The following is a 16,753-nucleotide window of genomic DNA, read 5'->3' as shown; positions in this document are numbered from 1 at the left end:
GCCCGTCAGGAACCGGCTCGGCATGGCGACTGCACGCGGCGCGGCGTCGCATGCCGCCCCGTCCATCGGGGAGTCGGTGGTCCGGACGCCGCCCTCACCTCATTATGGGGGCTCACTCGTTCCGGAAAGGCGCGGGGGTCCGCATGGCCATGCAAAGAGCGCACCACCGCTCGTCCGGTGCTGCCTCCGCCGTGCTCGGCGCCGGGGCCACCGCGCTGACGATCGCGTCGCTGCTGGCCATCTCGCAGACCACGGTGCTGTCCGCGGCCACGGCGACGGCGACGGCCGGTAGGTCGTCCGCGCCGTCCGGCTCGGCCGCCGCTCTGGACTTCCAGCTCGTCCCGGGCCCGCTCCAGGTCCCCGCCATCGGCGTCGTCGCGCCCGGATTCGACGACTGGTACACGACCGGACCGGGTCTCCCGCTGTCCTCGCCGCCTGCGGCGCCACAGTCCGCGCTCGAAGACAGCGTCCTGCCGTCGATCGCGACCATCGAACCGCCCGCGTCGGCGCTCTCGGTCACCCCACCGGCCGCGCCCCCGGCTGTCGACCCGCCGGCCGCAGACCCGCCCGCCCCCGACCCGCCGGCCGCCGACCCGCCGGCCGCCGACCCGCCGACGGTCGCGGAGCCGCCCAGCACTCCCCCGTCGCCTGCCGCGGCCGCCGCGACGCCGAGCACGGCAGCACTCACCCCGTCGGCCGAACCGACACCCACCCCACCGCCGCCGACCTGCGCACCCGCGGTCACACCTGCGCCGACGGACGGCGCCACGCCGACCACGCCCGTGGATCCGGCCGCGGACGCCGGGAAGGCCACCCCGCCCGCGCCGCCCGCGGTCTCCTGCCCACCGCCGCCGTGCCCCACCGCCGTGACCCCGCCGGCCGGCGGCACCGCTACGCCCACTCCGACCTCGGCCACCCCGACCCCGGCCACCCCGACCCCGGCCACCCCGACCCCGGCCACCCCGACCCCGGCCACCCCGACCCCGGCCACCCCGACCCCGGCCACCCCGACCCCGGCCACCCCGACCCCGGCCGCCGCGCCCCCGAGCACGTGCACCGACCCCGCGACGACCCCGACGGATGCCACGCCGCCGGCCCAGGCGACGCCGGCCCAGGCGACGCCGCCGGCGCAGGCGACGCCGGCCCAGGCGACGCCGCCGGCGCAGGCGACGCCGTCCGCCGCGCAGCCCTGACGCGCAGCCCTGACGCGTCCCCGTCACGGACAACCCGTCGCCGCGAGCGCCGCGAAGATCCACAACGCGAACAGCAGCACGAGCCCGCCGACCGCGATGGTCACGAACGCCCCGCCGACTCCTCCGGGACTCGAACGCCGACTGCACGCCGGTGGAGGTGGCCAGCACGCTCTCGCCGAGCAAGATGATCGTGAACAGCCCGTACCGGTCGACGATGTGGTGCGGGTGCCAACTGCCTCCCCCCGGTCACGCGGGCAGCCTCGGGACCGGCAGGCGCCTCAGCCTCCGTCCATCGCGGCGACGACGTTGGCGCTCGTGAGCGGGAGGGTGCGCACCCGCAGCCCGGTCGCGGCATGCAGCGCATTGCCGATCGCGGCCGCGGCCGGCCCGGTCGAGGCCTCCCCCGCCCCCAGCGCGGGCTGGTCGGGCCGGTCCAGGAGCACGACGTCGACGGGCGGCACCTCGCTGAAGGTGAGGATCGGGTACTCCTCCCACGTCCGGCTGGTGACGGTGCGGGCGTCGAACCGCACCTGCTCCTTCGTCGTCCAGCTCAGCGCCTGCAGCGCCCCGCCCTCGATCTGGTTGACCACGCCGTCGGGGTTCACCACGAGCCCGACGTCGACGGCGATCGTCAGCCGGCGTACCCGGACCGATGCCTCGGCCTGGACCTCCGCGACGACCGCGCACCAGGCGCCGCGGTTCTTGTACCGGGCCAGCCCGACCCCGAGCCCTGCGTCGGGTCCCGGGTCGCGGCCCCAGCCGGCCCGCTCGGCGGCGACCCGCAGGACCGCACGGGCCCGCTCGTCGGTCAGCATCCGCAGCCGGTACTCGACCGGGTCGACGTCCGCCATGTCCGCGAGTTCGTCGACCACCGACTCGATCGCGTAGACGTTCAGATGGGCGCCGAGTGCCCGGATCGCGGAGGTGCGCAGCGGCATCGTGAGCAGGCGGTGCGTGCGCACGAGCTGGTTCGGCAGGTCGTACAGCGGGACGGCGTTGCGGCCCGATCCCCCGCCGTTCTGCAGCGGCGGGTCGGCGGCGGGCAGCGGCTGCACGGCGTCCGCGACGTGGGTGGCCGCGAGCAGCGGGTTCCCGGGCGGACCGGGGCGGCTGGCGTGCCCGTTGCTCCACACGTCGTGCTGCCAGCGCTGCACCGCGCCGGTCCCGTCCAGGTCGGCCGCGATGTCCACGACCATCGCCGGCCCCAGCGGACCCCAGCTCAGCTCGTCCTCCCGCGTCCAGACGACCCGCACCGGCCGACCCGGCACGGCGCGGGCCAGCAGCACCGCGTCGTAGGCCGCGTCGTCGGCCGCGTTGTGCCCGTAGCAGCCGGCGTTCTCCACGTGCCGGACGGCGACGTCGGCCTCCGCCAGCTGCTGCAGCCGCGCGATCGCCGTCCGCAGTTTGTAGATGCCCTGCGAGTGCGACCAGACCGAGAGCCGTCCCCCGTCCCAGACCGCGAGGCCGCACGACGGCGCGATCGAGGCGTGCGCCAGGTAGGGCCGCGTGAACCGCGCCCGCACCGAGCGGGCCGCCGTCGTGGCCTCGCCGGTGGTGTCGGCGAGGACCGTCTCCTCGGTGGGCTCGGCGACCAAGAAGTCGGCCAGCCGCTCCTCGGGCGGGAGGCTGTCCTCCTCCGACCAGACGGCGCGCAGGGCGGCCAGCGCGCGCAGCGCGTTCTCCTCGCGCTCGGCGACGACCCCCAGGAACGAGCCGTCGCGGACGACGGCGACCACGCCCGGAACCGACCGGGCCGCGGCGTCGTCCACCGACTCCAGCACGGCGCCCCGCGACGGCGGCCGCAGGACGCGGCCGTGCAGCATGCCGTCCAGGCGCAGGTCGTGGATGAACCGTGGGCGGCCGGCGACCTTGTCGGGGATGTCCAGCCGCTGAGCCGACCGACCGACGACGGAGTAGCCGGCCGGGTCCTTCGCCGAGACCCCGGCGGCGACGTCCTGGTCCAGGTCGAGCGCGAGCTCCCAGTAGTCGGTGCGGCGCCCGTCGGACGCGCAGAACGCGCCGTCGGCCACCGTGAGGGTGTCGGCCGCGACCCGCAGCTGCTCGGCGGCGGCGGCCAGTGCCAGCGCACGCACCTGGGCGCACACCGCGCGCAGGGCGATCCCGGAGTGCTGCACCGACAGACTGCCCGCGGTGTACGCCTCGTCGGGGCTGGCGTCCGTCGACGCCGGCACCATCTCGATCCGCGCGGGATCGACGTCGAGCTCCTCGGCGACGATCTGCGCGAGCGCGGTGAGCACGCCCTGGCCCAGCTCGACCTTGCCCGACCGCACGAGCACCCGGCCCGACGGCTCGAGCGACACCCAGCGGCCCAGCCGCGGGTTGTTGTCCAGGCTCGGGGAGGTCATCGGGAGCACGGCCTCGCGCCGAGCACCGCCCGGACGATGCGGTTGTGGGCGCCGCAGCGGCAGAGGTTGCCGTCCAGCGCCCGCCGGACGCCGTCCTCCTCCACCTCGGGTTCCCGCTCCAGCAGCGCGGCCGCCGTGACGACCATCCCCGCCGTGCAGTAGCCGCACTGCAGCGCCTGTTCCTCGACGAACGTCTCCTGCAGCCGGTGCCCGGCGAGCCCCTCGACCGTGGTCACCTGCTTGCCCACGACCGCCCAGACCGGGGTGTCGCAGGAGTGCGTCGGGTGCCCGTCGACCAGCACGTTGCACGCCCCGCACAGCCCGAGGCCGCAGCCGAACTTGGCGCCGACCAGGCCCAGGTCGTTGCGCAGCACGTAGAGCAGCGGGGTGTCCGGGTCGCAGGCGACCTCGTGCGTCGTGCCGTTGACCACGAGGGTCTGGAGCGCGGTCACGACAGGATCCGGACCGGCCGCTCGAGCAGGGCGACGAAGGCGCTCATCCAGCGTGCCGCGATCGCCCCGTCGACGGGCCGGTGGTCGACCGACAGGGTCACCCGCAGCACGGTCGCGACGTCGAGCCGGCCGTCGGTCACCACCGCCTCCTGCTTCGCGGCACCGACCGCCAGGATCGCGGCCTGCGGCGGGTTGATGATGGCGGCGAACTCGTCGACGCCGTACATGCCGAGGTTGCTGATGGTCACGCTGCCGCCCTCGAGCTCGGCCTGCTGCAGCCGGCCCTCGCGGGCCCGGGCGGCGAAGTCCTGCGTGGCCCGCGCGACCTCGGTGATCGACCGTCGCTCGACGCCGGTGAGGACCGGCGTGACCAGACCCGTGTCCGTGGCGACCGCGACCGCCACGTCCACACCGGCGAAGGAGCGGATGGCGTCGCCGGTCCAGACGACGTTCATCTCCGGCACCTGCTGGTGCGCCTTCGCGATCGCCTTGACGAGCAGGTCGTTGACCGAGACGCGGACCTCGGCGCCCTCGTTGAGGTCTGCCCGCAGCTGCAGCAGCGCGTCGACCCGGGCCACCCCACGGACGTAGAAGTGCGGCGCGGTGGTCACGCTCTCGGTGAGCCGGGCCGCGACCGCCCGGCGCATCCGGCTCAGCGGCTGGTCGGTGAACTCGGCCGTCGTCCCCAGGGCCCGGGCCCGGACGGGCGGCGGCGTCGACGGCGCGATGTCCTCCGACTGGAGGTCGACCTCCTCGTGCGCGACCCGCTGGGCGAGGGCGGCCTCGACGTCCCGGCGAACGATCCGCCCGCCCGGTCCGGTGCCGGCCAGGTCGGTGACGAGCAGCCCCGCCTCCGCGGCGAGCCGGCGGGCCAGCGGGCTGGCGAAGCGCCGGGCGTGGCCGTTCCCGGCCGGCACGGAGGCGGGCACCGGCGCCGGCGCACTGCCGTTGCCCGCGGTCACGCCGAGGGCGGCCAGCGCGGCGTCGACGTCGTCCACGGTCTCGTCCGGCCGCGCGAGCACGGCGATCGCCGTGCCGACCTCCACCTCCGCGCCCTCGGGCACGAGCGTGCGCAGGAGGACGCCGTCGCTCTCGGCCTCGACGTCGACCACCGCCTTGTCGGTCTCGACGGTGGCGATGACGTCGGCCTTCGCGAACCGCGTGTTGACCGCCACCGGCCAGCCGGCGAGGGTCGCCGACGTCGTGGCCGCCGCGATCTCGGGCATGCGCAGGAGTTCGGGCATGTCAGTACCGGACCCGGGTCTGCAGCGCCTCGACGACCTCGTCGGTCGTGGCGATGGCGGCCCGCTCCAGCACCTTCGAGATGCTCGGCGACGCCTCACCGCCGGTCACCCGCTGGATGGGGTGGTCGAGGTGGTCGAAGAAGCGGCGACCGATCTCGTCGGCGAGCCAGCCGCCGTACGACGTCCCCACGGCACCCTGCTCGGCGATGAGGACGTTGTTGGTCTTCTCGATGCTGGCGCCGATGGTCGCCCAGTCGATGCTGGCCCGGTCGAGCCAGCGCAGGTCGATCACCTCGGCGTCCGCTCCGACCTGCTCGACGGCCTCGAGCACGTAGGCGGTCATCGCGAGGTAGGTGAGGATCGTGACGTCCTTGCCCTCGCGGCGGACGGCGGCCTTGCCGACCGGCAGGCAGTAGTCGAAGTCGTCGACCGGGCCCTCGCCGGTGGAGTTGTAGAGGTCGACGTGCTCGAGCACCAGCACCGGGTCCTTGCACCGCAGCGCGCTGTTCATCAGGCCCACGTAGTCGAACGGGGTGGACGGCGCAACGATCCGCCAGCCGACGGAGGTGGCGAAGACGCCGGCCGGGTCCATCGAGTGCTGCGAGCCGTAGCCGGTGCCCATGGCGACCTTGCTGCGCAGCACGATCGGGACGTCGTCGTCCCCACCGAACATGTGCCGGGCCTTCGCGATCTGGTTGAACAGCTGGTCGGCCGCGACCCACATGAAGTCGGCGTACATGAACTCGACGACCGGGCGGAAGCGGCCGTCCAGCGCGATGCCCCCGCCGAGGCCGGTGAACGCGTTCTCGCTGATCGGGGTGCCGAGGACGCGGTCGGGATAGGCGTCCTTGAGGCCGCGGGTGGCGCCGTTGGTGCCGCCGTTGAGCCGGTGCACGTCCTCCCCCATGACGACGACGCGCTCGTCGGTGGCCATGCGACGGTTCATCACGGCGGCGACGGCGTCGATGAACTTGGTCTCGGCCAGCTCGCCGGTGAAGGTGTCGCGGTCGACGATCGGGGCGTCGTCGAACTCGCTGAGGTCGCCGCGCACGCCCACGTCCACGAACGCGGGGTCCGGCCACTCCGACGCCTTGATCTGCCGCTCCTTCGGCTTGCCTCCGGGCTTGGGCTCCAGCAGCACCGTGCCGACGTCGGCCATGAGCGCCTTCGCGGCGGCGATGGTGTCGTCGACGTCGGCGCTGCTGAGGATCCGCCGGCGGGCGAGGTGACCGCGGAGCTGGTCGATCGGGTCGCGCAGCCGCCACTCCGCCTCCTCCTCGCGGGTGCGGTAGCGGAAGGAGCTGCCCGGGAAGGCGCCGTTCTGGTGGAAGTAGCGGTAGACGTCGGCCTCGATGACGGTGGGGCCGTCGCCGGCGCGCATGTGCGCCAGGGCCTCCTGCATGGCCAGGAAGACGGCCAACGGGTTCATGCCGTCGACCTTCCAGCTGCGGATGCCGAAGCCGGGGCCGCGGGCCGACAGCCGCGGCTCGCCGGTGGCCTCGAAGACGCTGGTGGAGACCGCGTACCGGTTGTTCTCGATGAAGAAGCAGAGCGGCAGTTTCCAGGCCGCGGCGAGGTTCATCGACTCCAGCGTGGAACCGATGTTGGTGGCGCCGTCGCCGAAGTATGTGACGGCGACGGCGTCCGTGCCGGCCTGCCGGTGCGCCCACGCCGAGCCGGCCGCCAGCGGCACGCCCCCGCCGACGATGGCGTTGGTTCCGATCGCGCCGGCCTCCTTCCACTGCAGGTGCATGCTGCCGCCCCGGCCGTGGCTGAACCCGCGGTCGAGCCCGCAGATCTCCGCGAGGCTGCGCAGCACGACCGCCCGCACGTCGTCGGGGAACGGCTTGGTCGGGTCGATGCCCTCGGGGTGGAGGTGCGTGAGCACCTTGGCCAGGAACTGGTGGTGGCCGCGGTGGGAGCCGTTGACCGTGTCCTGGCTGGTCAGCCCGATGACCGAGCCGACGGCGCCGCCCTCCTGGCCGATGCTCGAGTGCGCCGGGCCGTGGATGAGTCCCTCGCCCGCCAGTTCGAGCACGAACTCCTCGAACGTCCGGATCAGCACCAACTGGCTGAGCATGCTGGTGAGCAGGTGCGGCGCGGCGGCGTCCCAGTCGGCGTCCGTCGTCGTGAACTCCACCCACTCGACGGATGGATCCAAGGGCGTGCGCTGGGGCATCGTGCGTCCCTTCGAAGGGTGGTGACGGTCACAACGATCCCACGGACTGGATCCAATCACAAGGATGGAGATGCTCTGGCGTTCCGGATTCCCGGTGGTGTTCACTGACTGGATCCAATATCTGCTGTCAGGAGGACGCGTGGCTCTGCCCGGAATGACCGGTGTCGACCACATCGGGTTCACCGTCCCCGACCTGGAGCGGGCGCGTGCCTTCCTCGTCGACGTCCTGGGTTGCGAGTACCTCTACTCGCTGGGGCCGTTCATCCACGAGGACACCGACTGGATGGCCGAACACCTCAACGTGCACCCGCGCACCGTGATGCGGCGCAACTCGTTCTTCCGCTGCGGCGACCAGGCGATCTTCGAGGTCTTCTCCTACGAGGCGCCCGACCAGAACCTCGCGCCGCCGCGCAACAGCGACGTCGGCGGTCACCACGTCGCGCTCTACGTCGACGACCTCGACGCCGCGGTCGCCTACCTCCGCTCGTGCGGCGTGCGCGTGCTCGGCGAGCCGACGGCGAGCTCCGGCGCCCACGAGGGCCAGCGCTGGGTCTACTTCCTCAGCCCCTGGGGGATGCAGTTCGAGCTGGTCAGCTACCCGAACGGCAAGGCCTACCACGCGAACCCCGGGGCGTTCGCATGACCGAGGTCGCCGACGGCGTCGGTGCGGCCAGCGAGCGGATCGCGGCCTACCTGCGCGACGCGATCCTGTTCGGCGACCTGACCCCCGGGCAGTGGATCCGCCAGGAGGAGGTCGCCGCGCGCCTCGGCACCAGCCGGCTCCCCGTCCGCGAGGCGCTGCGCATGCTGGAGGCCGAAGGCCTCACCGAGCACGAGGCCAACAAGGGCTCCCGGGTGACGCTGCTGGACCAGCACGAGGTGGACGTCGTCTACCAAATGCGTGAGCGGCTCGAGCCCCTCGCGCTCACCGAGAGCCTGCCGCACCTGAGCGCCGACCAGGTCGAGCACCTGGAGTACGTGCAGGAGCGGATCGAGGCCGACGTGCAGCTGACGGAGTTCCTCGTCCTCGACCGCGAGTTCCACCTGACGTCCTACGCCGCGTGCACCTCGGAGCAACTGGTCTCCACGATCAGCCGGCTGTGGAACACCACGCAGCACTACCGCCGGGCGTTCATGCAGATCGGCGGCCCGGACCGGCGCTGGGTGGTCAACAGCGAACACCGACTGCTGCTCGACGCGATCCGCCGCCGGGACGCCGTCGACGGTGAGCGCTTCCTGTCCGGCCACATCCGCCGCACCCGCATCGAGCTCGCGGCGCACCCCGAGGTCTTCGCCGCCCCGCCGTCCTGACCGATCGCCGTCCTACCCCACCGTTCCGGGTCCTCCCCCACCGTCGACCGCGGGGGAGGTCCCGGAATGATCAGCGACGCTGATCATCCCGGGGCAGACAGGTCACCAGGAGACGGCGATGTACTTGCTCTCCAGGTAGTCGAGCATGCCGTCGTGGCCGCCCTCGCGGCCGATACCGCTCTGCTTGGTGCCACCGAAGGGCGCCGCGGGGTCGCTGACCAGCCCGCGGTTCAGCCCGACCATGCCGGAGTCCAGCCGCTCGCTGACGCGCAGGCCGCGGGCCAGATCACCGGTGTAGACGTAGGAGACCAGGCCGTACTCGGTGGCGTTGGCCAGCCGGACCGCGTCGTCCTCGTCGTCGAAGGTGACGATCGGCGCCACGGGCCCGAAGATCTCCTCGTCGAGGATCGGCGAACCCGGGCGAACGCCCAGCAGCACGGTCGGCTCGTAGTAGAAGCCGTCGGCGTATGCCGAGTCCTGGGGACGGCGGCCACCCACCACGGCCTCGGCACCCGCGTCGACCGCTCCCCGCACCAGCTCGTCCACCTTGTCCACGGTGTCGGTGTTGACCAGCGGCCCCACCTGCACGCCGTCGTCCAGGCCCGGGCCCATGCGCAGCGCCTTCATCCGGTCGGCGAGCCGGCGGCTGAACTCCTCGGCGATACCGCTCTGGACGTAGAAGCGGTTGGCCGCGGTGCAGGCCTCTCCCCCGTTGCGCATCTTGGCGACCATCGCGCCCTCGATCGCGGCATCGAGGTCGGCGTCGTCGAACACGAGGAACGGCGCGTTGCCGCCGAGCTCCATCGAGCAGTTGATGACCTGGTCGGCCGCCTCCTTGAGCAGCACCCGGCCGACCTCGGTCGAGCCGGTGAACGACAACTTCCGCACGCGCGGGTCGTGCAGCATCGCCGAGACGACGGCGCCGGACCGCCGGGCGGGCAGCACGTTGACCACGCCCGCCGGGACGCCGGCCTCGTCGAGGATGCGGGCCATCGCCAGCGCGGTCAGCGGGGTGTCACTGGCCGGCTTGAGGACGACGGTGCAGCCCGCGGCCAGGGCGGGACCGATCTTGCGGGTGGCCATCGCCGCGGGGAAGTTCCACGGCGTCACCAGCACGCAGATGCCGACCGGCTGCTCCAGCACCATGATCTTGTTCGCCCCGGACGGCGCCGTCATCAGCTGCCCGACCGCGCGGACGGCCTCCTCCGAGTACCAGCGGAAGAACTCGGCGGCGTAGGTGACCTCGCCCTTCGCGTCGGCCAGCGCCTTGCCGTTCTCGAGGGTGACCAGCTTCGCCAGGTCGTCGGCCTGCTCGGTCATCAGCTCCCAGGCGCGACGGAGGATCTCCGCACGCTCCCGCGGGGACGTGGCAGCCCACGCGCCGGCCGCGCTCTCCGCGGCGTCGACGGCGGCGATCGCGTCGTCCACGCTGCCGTCGGCGACCGTCGTCAGCACCCGGCCGGTGGCCGGGTCGAGCACGTCGAAGCGGCCGCCGTCCGACGCGGGCACGGCTTTGCCGCCGATCCACAGGTCGGTGAGCAGGTCCGGGTTGCTGAGGTTGTCCAGCGACATTGCGGGATCCTTCTCCGAGCTCAGTAGGGGTTGGTGACGACGAGGTCCTGGGCGGGGAACAGCGTAAGGATGCGGGGGCCGTCCTCGGTGACGACGACCTCCTCCTCGATCCGCGCGGCCGAGAACCCGTCGGTGGCCGGGCAGTAGGTCTCCAGAGCGAACACCATGCCGACCTGCAGTTCCACCGGCTCCTTCATGGAGTTCAGCCGGGAGATGATCGGCCGTTCGTGCAGGCCGAGCCCGAGGCCGTGGGCGAACTGCAGCCCGAAGGCCTCCATCTCGCTGCCGAAGCCGAACTCCTCGGCCGCGGGCAGCAGGGCGGCGACCTCGTCGGTGCCCACGCCGGCCTTGATCCCGGCCAGCCCACGGTCCATCCACTCGCGCGCCTTCGTGTACGCGTCGCGTTGCGCCGACGTGGAACTGCCCACCGCGAAGGTGCGGTAGTAGCAGGTCCGGTAGCCGTTGAACGAGTGGATGATGTCGAAGAACGCCTGGTCACCCGGGCGGATGAGCCGGTCGGTGAAGTTGTGCGGGTGCGGGTTGCACCGCTCACCGGAGATGGCGTTGACCGCCTCGACCTGGTCCGAGCCCATCTCGTACAGGCGCTTGTTTGCGTGCGCCACGATCTCGTTCTCGCGGACGCCGGGCTTCAGCATCTCGACGATGTCCTGGTAGACGCCGTCGACCATGGCGCAGGCCTGGTTGAGCAGCATGATCTCGTCCTGCGACTTGATCACCCGGGCGTCGAGCATCAGCTGTTGGCAGTCGACGACGGTCAGGCCCTGCCGCTGCATCTCGAACAGGAACGCCGGTTCGACGATGTCGACGCCGACCGGCTGGTCCGCCACGCCCGCCTCGACGAGCAGCGACCTGATCTCCTTGACGGCGTCTTCCATCAGCCCGACCGTCGGCGCCACCGCGCCCCGGAAGCCGAGGAAGCCGGCGCGGTAGTTCTCGGTCGGCACCCACTGGGAGTACTGCTGGTGGTGCTTGACCGCCGAGCCGAAGTCCCACAGCACCGGGTCCTTGCCCCGCGCGAGCAGCGCGTACCGGATCATCTTGTCGCCGAGGGCGCCACCGATCCAGGTCTGGGTCGTGTAGCGGATGTTGTAGAAGTCGAACAGCAGGAACGCGCCGCACTCGCTGGCCTCCAGCGACTGCTTGGCCCGGCCCAGCCGGTAGTCGCGCAGCCGGGCGAAGTCCACCCGCTGCTCGTAGTCGACGCCCATGTGCCCGGGCGCCGCCAGGGGGCGCGGCACGCTCAGTGCTCCGCGAGCGGTGCGAGACCGTCGTCGACCTCGACGTCCTCGCTGACGATCTCGTAGCCGGAGTTGCGGGCCTGCAGCTCCAGCAGGACGGCAAAGTCCTCGGTGGTGCGTCCCTGCGCGACGGCGGCCTGGACGGTCTCGCGGGCGGCGGACGTCACCGGCATCGGGACGCCGAGGTCGTCGGCGGCCCTCAGGCCGAGGTCGAGGTCCTTGCGCAGCAGCACCGGGGTGAACGTGGGCGTGAAGTCCAGGTTCACGTAGGCCGGCGACTTGTAGGTCGTGAACATCGAGCCCATGACGCTGTTGTTGAGGAAGTCGAGCATGGCGGCCCGCGGCACGCCGCCCTTCTCCGCGAGGACGACGATCTCGGCCATGTTCTGGGCGACCACGCCCAGCATGATGTTGTGGCAGATCTTCACGAGGCGGGCCTTCTCGCCGTCGCCGACGTACGTGACGTGCCGGCCGAGCAGCTCGAGGATCGGCTCGACCTGGTCGTAGGCCTCGCGCGGGCCGCTGCTGACCAGGCTGAGCTTGCCGGCCGCGACGACCTTGCCGTTCCCGCTGACCGGCGAGGCCAGGAAGGCGATGCCCCGAGCGGTGGCGACCTCGCGGACCCGCGCCGAGGCCTCCGCGGAGACCGTCGAGCAGTCGACCAGGACGCGCGGCGCCCGCTCGGGGTCGGACAGCAGCCGCTCGACGACCTGCTCGAGGTCAGCGGAGCTGGTCACCATCGTGAAGACGACGTCGCGGTCGGCGAGCTCGACCGGCTCGTCGGCGACCTTGGCGCCGGCCTCGGTGAGCGGCTCCGCCTTGCTGCGCGTGCGGTTCCAGACCGTGAGGTCCAGGCCCGCCCGGCCGATGCGTGCGGCGAGCGCAGCACCCATGTGCCCGGTGCCGAGCCAGCCGACGGTCAGGTCGGGAAGGTCCGTACGTGTCATCGAGCTGTCCCATCCGGGTCGGTGAATGCAATCGTTTGTAGCCTACTGGCGCGCCGACCCGTGTCAAGAACGCCGGAGAGGGCCTCCGGCGCCGAAAGCCCCCTCCGCAGGTCAGCGCGGTGCGCTCACCGCGTCGCGCCCGCCCAGTAGTCGGGCGAGGCCTTGCTCGCGGCCAGCTCCTCGGCGGTCCGGAACCCCGGCGCCATCGACGCCGCCGTGCCGGCCATGTACTGGTGGTGGTCGATGCCGAGCAGCCGGATCCAGCTCTGCTGGCCGAACGTGAGCGCGATCGCGCAGCCCAGCTCGACCAGCTGCGGCTCCGAGAAGTGCTCGTGCAGCCGGGCCCAGAATGCTTCCTCGTCCGCGGGCATCCCCCAGGCGATGGCCTCCGCGTAGGACAGGGCCGCCTTCTGGCGCTCGTCGTACTTGTCGGACTTCTCGAAGTTCAGCAGCTCGTCGTACTGCATCTCCTCCAGGCCGGCCTTGATCGCCTTCTCCGAGCGCTGATTGCCGCAGAACTCGCACTTCACCGTGCGGGAGATGTAGACGCGGCAGAGGTCCTTGATCGTGTGGTCGCAGACGCCGCTGTGGAAGATCGACTTCCAGGAGTCGGCGAACGCCCAGAACGCGTTCGGCGCGTGCGCCCGGACGGCGGAGCTCTCCGGCCGCGGCGTCCCCTCGCGGGCGCAGCGATGCATCTCCTCCTGCATCCGCTCATCCATGTCCTCGAGCGGCACGTAGCTGATGTGGGGCTTGGGCATGGAGTCCTCCGGGGGCCTGGCGCGCTCGGTGCGCGCAAACGTTTGCCTGACAGTGACGATGCGGCGGCCGCGGACCGATGTCAAGAGCCGTCGCCGACCCCCGGGAACGACCGCCCCGAGGGGACTTTCTGTACAGGAAGTCCCCTCCTCCCCGGGACTTCCTGTACCGAAAGTCCCGGCGGGTCAGGCGGAGAGCTGGCGGGCCATCCAGTCGGCGGTCTTGTAGCGGTGCTTGGCCGCCACGTTCATGTTCCCGTGGTTGCCGTCGTCGAGCATGATCAACTCGGTGGGTCCGCCGGCCTCGGCGACCAGCCGCTCGGCGTGCTGCCACGGGATGAGCCGGTCCTGCTTGCCGGCGACGACGAGCAACGGCACCCGGATCTTCGCGGCGGCGCGCGTCAGGTCCAGGTGCAGCGCGGCCTTGCGGCCCGCCTCCTGATCGGCGCTGAACGAGCGCGCGGTGAACGCTGTGCGGGTGAGCGGCGGCAGCTGGTCCCAGACCTCGCCGAAGTTGTACGGGCCGGCCAGCGCGACACAGGCCTTGACCTGCTCGACGCCGCTGGCCAGCCGCGGTGCGTAGTAGCCGCCGAGGCTGACGCCCCAGACGCCGATCCGCTCGGGGTCGATCCCCGGCCGGGCCGCGACGGCGTCCACGATCGCCCGACCCGGGATCTCCCAGTCGCCGCGGATCGGCAGGTCGTACTCGGCCTCGCCCTGGCCGGGGCCATCGACCGAGAACGTGGCCAGCCCGCGCTCGAGGAACAGCGCCTCGGTGGAACGGAACTCCTCCTTCGTGGAGTCCAAGCCCGGGACCATGACCACCACCGGGTGCGGCCCGGCGCCGGCCGGGCGGCGCAGTACGCCGACCAGGGTGCTGCCCTCGAACGGGATCTCCACGCGCTCGCCCGGCGGGTCGAGGTAGGGCAGCGCCTCCGTCAGGCAGGCGACCGCGTGCCGGTGCGCCTCGCGCATCTCCTCGGGGTGCTCGACGAACAGGAACTTGCCGAAGTGGTAGTAGACCGCCGCGGTGGAGAAGTGGGCACCCGCCGAGCGGGTGCGCCCCTCGCCCAGGGCCTCCCGGCCGAGGTCCTCGTGCACCTTCGCCGCCGCCGACCACGCCGAGCACCAGTCCTCCCAGCGCTCGAGGCTCGCCGTCACGCGCTGGAAATCGGCCACCGCCACGCCGTTCGTGGTGAATCGCGGAGCCCAGTTCGACACCGCACTGGCAACCCTGGCGTCCATGCACCCTCCCGGCTGAGCATCCTTGCAAACGAGTGCATGCTCGGGCAGCATGGAGCCGGTTGTCAATGACGGCTGTGCACGACGCTGGGCAGCCCGCCGCGAAGTCCCCGCGTCCCGCGGCCCCGACACGAGGACAGGGATGACGCACACCCTCCGGCTCGGCATCTTCAGCGCCAACGTCGTGGCCACGTGGGCCCAGCAGGCCGGGGTCTTCGCCCGGCACGGGCTCACCGTCGAGCAGTTCCCGGTGGCCTCATCGCCCGCCCAGTTCGCCTCGCTGATGGCCGGTGAGTACGACGCCGTCCTGACCTCGCCGGACAACGTCGCGACGTACGTGCTGAACGAGCACAATCCCGTCGGACGCCGGCTGGACCTGGAGATCGTGCGGGCGGTCGACCGCGGCGGCCGGCTGAGCCTGGTCGGCGCCCCCGGCATCGAGCACCCGGACGACCTGCGCGGCCGCCGGTTCGCCGTCGACGTGCCCACCTCCGGGTTCGCCTTCGTCGGCTTCGCGCTCCTCCGCCGCGCCGGCCTGGAGCCCGGCCGCGACTACGAGGTGGTGACCGCCGGGGCCACCCCGCTGCGCCGCCTGGGCCTGGCCGAGGGACGGTTCGACGCGACGCTGCTCAACGCCGGCCACGAGGCGCGCGCGGTCCGGGCCGGCGCGCACGTCCTGGGCGTGGTCAGCGACGTCGTCCGCCCCTATCTCGGCACCGTGCTCGCCACCCGCGCCGGCGAGGACACCCCGGCCCTGCGGGCCCTGCTCGACGCGTGGGACGACGCCGAGCAGGCCGTGCTCGCACCCCAGCGACGGGACGACGTGCTGGCGCTGCTCGGCGCGCAGCCCGACACCGATCCCGACATCGCCGAGCAGATGTACCGGACCCTGCACGACCCGCTGCACGGCATCTGCGTCGGCGGGGAGGTCGAGCCGGAGGCGTTCGAGGCGGTGCTGCGGCTGCGGGCCGACCAGGGCGGCTTCGAGTCCGACCACGACCTCGCCGCGCTCTCCCGCCCCGGCGGCGGCCTCCTGCGGTGAGCGGCACCCAGGCCGTCGCCACCGACCTGTCCCGCGGGCACCTGCGCGCGCTGCAGGCGGTCAACACGGTCAGCTCGCTCGACCGATCGGCGATCGCGCCGATGCTGCTGGTCATCGCCGCGGGGCTGCACACGAGCGTCGCCCAGGCCACGGTGGCCGCGAGTCTCTACTTCCTCAGCTACGGGCTGCTGCAGCCGGTCTGGGGCGTGGTCCTGGCGCGCCTGGGCACCATCCGCACGCTCCAGGTTGCCCTCTTCGGCGCCGCCGTGGCCGGGGTGCTCTCCGCGCTGGCGCCCGGGATCGGGCTCCTGGTGGTGCTGCGCGGGGTCGCCGGGGGCTTCTTCGGCGGCGCCGTGCCGGCGACCCTCGTGTACGTCGGCGCCGTCGTCCCGATCGAGCGGCGCCAGCAGCCGCTGACCGACCTGATGGCCGGCGTCGCGGTCGGTATGGCCGCCGCCACGGTGGCCGCCGGATGGGCCGCGCAACTGGTGAGCTGGCGGGCCATGTTCGCCGTCACGGCGGCCGCCGCCGCCGTCCTGGCCCTCTACATCCGCCGCCTGCCCGAGCCGCCGCGGGCCGAGGCGGAGCGGCATCCGCTGCGTGCGCTGCTCCAGGCCGTGCGCAACCGCTGGGTGCTGCTCGTGCTGCTGCTCGGGTTCGTCGAGGGCGTCGCGATCACCGGCTCGTTCACCTTCGTCGCGCCGGGCGTCCAGCATGCGGCCCATGCCGGCGCCGGGCTGGCGGGCACGGTCGTCGCGGCCTACGGCGTCGCGGTGCTGCTGTTCAGCCGGGTCGTCCGGCCGCTGTCGGCACGGATGAGCACGCCGACGCTGCTGCTGATCGGCGGCACCAGCGGCGCGCTGGGCTTCGCCGTCCTGGCCGTGCAGCGCGGGTACGTCGCCGGCGTCGTCGCCTGCGTGCTGCTGGGCGCCGCCTGGGCCTTCATGCACTCGACGCTGCAGACGTGGGCGACGTCGGTGGCGCCCCTGGCCCGGGCCCAGGTCGTGCCGCTGTTCGCCGCCTGCCTGTTCCTCGGCGGCTCGACGGGCGCGGCCCTCGGTGGCCTGCTCGCCGGCACGGGCCATTACGGCGAGCTGTTCAGCGTCTCGGCGGCCCTCTTCCTGCCGCTGACCCTCGTCGCCGCGATGACCCGCCGCCGGTACCTCCGCACCCGAAGGGGACGCTGAT

At 72.7% G+C, this 16,753-nt stretch carries 14 protein-coding genes and 1 pseudogene; 4 read left to right on the top strand and 11 right to left on the bottom strand.

Features of this window, described 5'->3' with window-relative positions; translation table 11 throughout:
* Nucleotides 1-112: 112 nt before the first annotated feature.
* From AC2H4J_RS10540 to AC2H4J_RS10515, 6 genes and pseudogenes are all read right to left on the bottom strand, one after another.
* Nucleotides 113-1,087 (bottom strand): hypothetical protein, encoded by a 975-nt coding sequence (locus AC2H4J_RS10540; protein WP_487464811.1) that lies wholly within the window; start codon nucleotides 1,085-1,087, stop codon nucleotides 113-115.
* A 259-nt stretch (nucleotides 1,088-1,346) separates the two neighbouring features.
* Nucleotides 1,347-1,415: pseudogene (locus AC2H4J_RS10535) on the bottom strand (low temperature requirement protein A); the annotation flags it as partial.
* Nucleotides 1,416-1,471: 56 nt separating this feature from the next.
* Complete coding sequence (locus AC2H4J_RS10530; protein ID WP_487464810.1) at nucleotides 1,472-3,559, bottom strand: xanthine dehydrogenase family protein molybdopterin-binding subunit; 2,088 nt, start codon at nucleotides 3,557-3,559, stop codon at nucleotides 1,472-1,474.
* Nucleotides 3,556-4,011 carry a (2Fe-2S)-binding protein gene (locus AC2H4J_RS10525; protein WP_487464809.1) on the bottom strand — a complete coding sequence of 152 codons (456 nt, stop codon included), beginning with the start codon at nucleotides 4,009-4,011 and terminating at the stop codon, nucleotides 3,556-3,558. Before AC2H4J_RS10525 ends, AC2H4J_RS10530 begins: the two co-directional genes overlap by 4 nt.
* Nucleotides 4,008-5,255, bottom strand: a complete 1,248-nt coding sequence (locus tag AC2H4J_RS10520) for a 2-oxo acid dehydrogenase subunit E2 (RefSeq protein ID WP_487464808.1) — start codon at nucleotides 5,253-5,255, stop codon at nucleotides 4,008-4,010. Before AC2H4J_RS10520 ends, AC2H4J_RS10525 begins: the two co-directional genes overlap by 4 nt.
* 1 nt (nucleotide 5,256) lies before the next feature.
* Nucleotides 5,257-7,416, bottom strand: coding sequence for an alpha-ketoacid dehydrogenase subunit alpha/beta (locus AC2H4J_RS10515; protein WP_487464807.1), 2,160 nt, complete (start codon nucleotides 7,414-7,416; stop codon nucleotides 5,257-5,259).
* Nucleotides 7,417-7,573: 157 nt separating this feature from the next.
* On the opposite strand from AC2H4J_RS10515, the gene AC2H4J_RS10510 reads away from it, so the two are divergent.
* Together AC2H4J_RS10510 and AC2H4J_RS10505 are read left to right on the top strand one after the other, a co-directional pair.
* Nucleotides 7,574-8,077 (top strand): VOC family protein, encoded by a 504-nt coding sequence (locus tag AC2H4J_RS10510; protein WP_487464806.1) that lies wholly within the window; start codon nucleotides 7,574-7,576, stop codon nucleotides 8,075-8,077.
* Complete coding sequence (locus AC2H4J_RS10505; protein ID WP_487464805.1) at nucleotides 8,074-8,745, top strand: GntR family transcriptional regulator; 672 nt, start codon at nucleotides 8,074-8,076, stop codon at nucleotides 8,743-8,745. The genes AC2H4J_RS10510 and AC2H4J_RS10505 overlap by 4 nt, the downstream gene beginning before the upstream one ends.
* Before the next feature lie 102 nt (nucleotides 8,746-8,847).
* On the opposite strand, the gene AC2H4J_RS10500 is transcribed toward AC2H4J_RS10505, so the two are convergent.
* From AC2H4J_RS10500 to AC2H4J_RS10480, 5 genes are all read right to left on the bottom strand, one after another.
* Nucleotides 8,848-10,317, bottom strand: coding sequence for an NAD-dependent succinate-semialdehyde dehydrogenase (locus tag AC2H4J_RS10500; RefSeq protein WP_487464804.1), 1,470 nt, complete (start codon nucleotides 10,315-10,317; stop codon nucleotides 8,848-8,850).
* Between the two features lie 20 nt (nucleotides 10,318-10,337).
* Complete coding sequence (locus AC2H4J_RS10495) at nucleotides 10,338-11,576, bottom strand: M24 family metallopeptidase (protein WP_487464803.1); 1,239 nt, start codon at nucleotides 11,574-11,576, stop codon at nucleotides 10,338-10,340.
* Nucleotides 11,577-11,578: 2 nt separating this feature from the next.
* Complete coding sequence (locus tag AC2H4J_RS10490) at nucleotides 11,579-12,550, bottom strand: NAD(P)-dependent oxidoreductase (protein WP_487464896.1); 972 nt, start codon at nucleotides 12,548-12,550, stop codon at nucleotides 11,579-11,581.
* Nucleotides 12,551-12,648: 98 nt separating this feature from the next.
* The gene (locus AC2H4J_RS10485) at nucleotides 12,649-13,284 is read right to left on the bottom strand and encodes a carboxymuconolactone decarboxylase family protein (protein WP_487464802.1); all 636 of its coding nucleotides are present in this window, start codon (nucleotides 13,282-13,284) and stop codon (nucleotides 12,649-12,651) included.
* Between the two features lie 183 nt (nucleotides 13,285-13,467).
* Entirely contained in the window at nucleotides 13,468-14,526 is a 1,059-nt protein-coding gene (locus AC2H4J_RS10480; protein WP_487464801.1) for an alpha/beta hydrolase family protein, read from the bottom strand.
* A 139-nt stretch (nucleotides 14,527-14,665) separates the two neighbouring features.
* Here AC2H4J_RS10480 and AC2H4J_RS10475 point away from each other — a divergent pair, with 139 nt between their 5' ends.
* Both AC2H4J_RS10475 and AC2H4J_RS10470 read left to right on the top strand, forming a co-directional pair.
* Nucleotides 14,666-15,565 (top strand): ABC transporter substrate-binding protein, encoded by a 900-nt coding sequence (locus tag AC2H4J_RS10475; RefSeq protein WP_487464800.1) that lies wholly within the window; start codon nucleotides 14,666-14,668, stop codon nucleotides 15,563-15,565.
* Nucleotides 15,562-16,752 (top strand): MFS transporter, encoded by a 1,191-nt coding sequence (locus tag AC2H4J_RS10470; protein WP_487464799.1) that lies wholly within the window; start codon nucleotides 15,562-15,564, stop codon nucleotides 16,750-16,752. The genes AC2H4J_RS10475 and AC2H4J_RS10470 overlap by 4 nt, the downstream gene beginning before the upstream one ends.
* Nucleotide 16,753: the final 1 nt, after the last annotated feature.

It is taken from the genome of Blastococcus sp. OS1-29 (genome assembly GCF_057628075.1).
Note: the sequence above shows the minus strand (reverse complement) of the source record. Positions and strands in the feature narration are given on the sequence as shown.

Coding starts and splice junctions, on each gene's coding strand:
- AC2H4J_RS10480 (WP_487464801.1), bottom strand. CDS start 14,526: ATGGACGCCAGGGTTGCCAGTGCGGTGTCGAACTGGGCTCCGCGATTC.
- AC2H4J_RS10485 (WP_487464802.1), bottom strand. CDS start 13,284: ATGCCCAAGCCCCACATCAGCTACGTGCCGCTCGAGGACATGGATGAG.
- AC2H4J_RS10500 (WP_487464804.1), bottom strand. CDS start 10,317: ATGTCGCTGGACAACCTCAGCAACCCGGACCTGCTCACCGACCTGTGG.
- AC2H4J_RS10520 (WP_487464808.1), bottom strand. CDS start 5,255: ATGCCCGAACTCCTGCGCATGCCCGAGATCGCGGCGGCCACGACGTCG.
- AC2H4J_RS10475 (WP_487464800.1), top strand. CDS start 14,666: ATGACGCACACCCTCCGGCTCGGCATCTTCAGCGCCAACGTCGTGGCC.
- AC2H4J_RS10530 (WP_487464810.1), bottom strand. CDS start 3,559: ATGACCTCCCCGAGCCTGGACAACAACCCGCGGCTGGGCCGCTGGGTG.
- AC2H4J_RS10505 (WP_487464805.1), top strand. CDS start 8,074: ATGACCGAGGTCGCCGACGGCGTCGGTGCGGCCAGCGAGCGGATCGCG.